The sequence below is a fragment of the Streptomyces sp. NTH33 genome, assembly GCF_003236365.1.
GTDB lineage: Bacteria > Actinomycetota > Actinomycetes > Streptomycetales > Streptomycetaceae > Streptomyces.
The window spans coordinates 1-1,790 of the sequence record NZ_POTZ01000813.1 but is presented as its reverse complement, the minus strand read 5'-3'; the positions used below and the strand labels follow the sequence as shown (position 1 = coordinate 1,790).

The following is a 1,790-nucleotide window of genomic DNA, read 5'->3' as shown; positions in this document are numbered from 1 at the left end:
CGCCCACGCCGTGGACGAGCCAGGCCACTCGGCGTTCTGGCCGCTGGCCGGGTTCTCGCCCGAGTGGGTCGCCGTCCGCTGGGCCCTGGAGCACGACGTCCCGGCCCGCTTCATCGACCTGCCGGCCACGCACACGCTCGCGTGGCGCAGGGAGCAGCCGGACGGGGACGGCTCCGCGGAGGAGGGGACCGCGCAGCACCCGTCCGGGGCCCGCCCGCCCGAGGCCGGCGTGCGCGTCGACCCGCTCGCCGCGCTCGCCGAGGCCGCCGGGTACGACGATCCCGAGCGCTGGTGGGAGGACGTCGTCGAGCACCGGTGTGCCGGGGAGGGGGACGTGTTCGCCCCGTTCCTGGCGCTGGAGGAGGCCATGGACGCGCTGCGGGAGGCGTACGCCGGCGGCGGGGACCACGACCGGGATCTCGTGCGCGAGGCGTACATGCGGCTCCAGGTGCGTTCCGCACGGCGCGAGTTCGGGGACGCCGTCGCCGTGGTGTGCGGGGCCTGGCACGTACCGGCGCTGCGGCGGAAGGCGGCCGTGACCGCCGACCGGGCCCTGTTGAAGGGGCTGCCCAAGGTCAAGGCGGACATGACGTGGGTGCCGTGGACGCACCGCCGGCTCTCCCGGGCGAGCGGCTACGGCGCGGGCATCGAGTCGCCGGGTTGGTACGCCCACCTGTTCGGTGTGCCGGACCGGCCCGTGGAGCGGTGGCTGACCCGGGTGGCGGGGCTGCTGCGGGAGGAGGACCGGATCGTGTCCTCCGCGCACGTCATCGAGGCGGTGCGGCTGGCGGAGACGCTCGCCGCGATGCGCGGCCGCCCGCTGCCGGGCCTGAGCGAGACGACGGACGCGGTGCGCGCGGTGATGTGCGACGGCTCCGACGTGCCGCTGGCGCTGGTGCACGACCGGCTGGTGGTCGGGGACGTGCTGGGGGAGGTGCCGCAGGCGGCGCCCGCGGTGCCGTTGCAGCGGGACCTGGCCCGGCTCCAGCGGCGGCTGCGGCTCAAACCCGAGGCACCGGAGCGGGAGCTGGAGCTCGACCTGCGCAAGGAGACCGACGCCGGACGCAGCAGGCTCCTGCACCGGCTGCGGCTGCTGGGCATCGGCTGGGGGGAGCCTGCCGTCTCGCGGGGCAGCACGGGCACGTTCCGGGAGAGCTGGCGGCTGCGCTGGGAGCCGGAGCTGTCGGTGCGGGTCGCCGAGGCCGGGGTGTGGGGGACGACCGTGCTCGCCGCCGCGACCGCCAAGGCGGAGGCCGACGCCGTCGCCGCGCGGACTCTGGCCGGGGTCACCGCGCTCGCCGAGCGCTGCCTGCTCGCCGAACTCCCCGACGCGCTGCCCGTGGTGATGCGGGTGCTCGCCGACCGGGCGGCGCTCGACGCGGATGTCGGACACCTCGCCCAGGCACTGCCGGCCCTGGTGCGCTCCCTGCGCTACGGCGATGTGCGCGGCACGGACACCGGGGCCCTGGCCGGGGTGGCCGCGGGCCTGGCCGAGCGGATCTTCGTCGGCCTGCCCCCGGCCTGCGCCGCACTGGACACGGACGCGGCCGAGGAGATGCGGCGTCACGTGGACGCGGTGCACGGGGCCGTCGCCCTGCTCGGCGACACCCCCGCGGCCGTCCACGACGGCCTGCGCTCCCGCTGGCACGGCGTGCTCCCGGCTCGGACCTCGACGGCGTGCTCTACCTGCGCCGCGTCGGCGACTGCGAACGCATCCAGCGGACCTTCCAGTCCGCCTCCCGCATCGTCTTCGTCGGCGGAGGCTGGATCGGTCTGGAAGTGGCCGCCGC

1 protein-coding gene is annotated in these 1,790 nt (G+C 76.7%); it reads left to right on the top strand.

Going from position 1 to position 1,790, the window contains the following annotated elements; genetic code table 11:
- The coding region (locus C1I97_RS36535; RefSeq protein ID WP_220040892.1) for a DUF5682 family protein at positions 1-1,790 on the top strand (1,790 nt) is incomplete at both ends.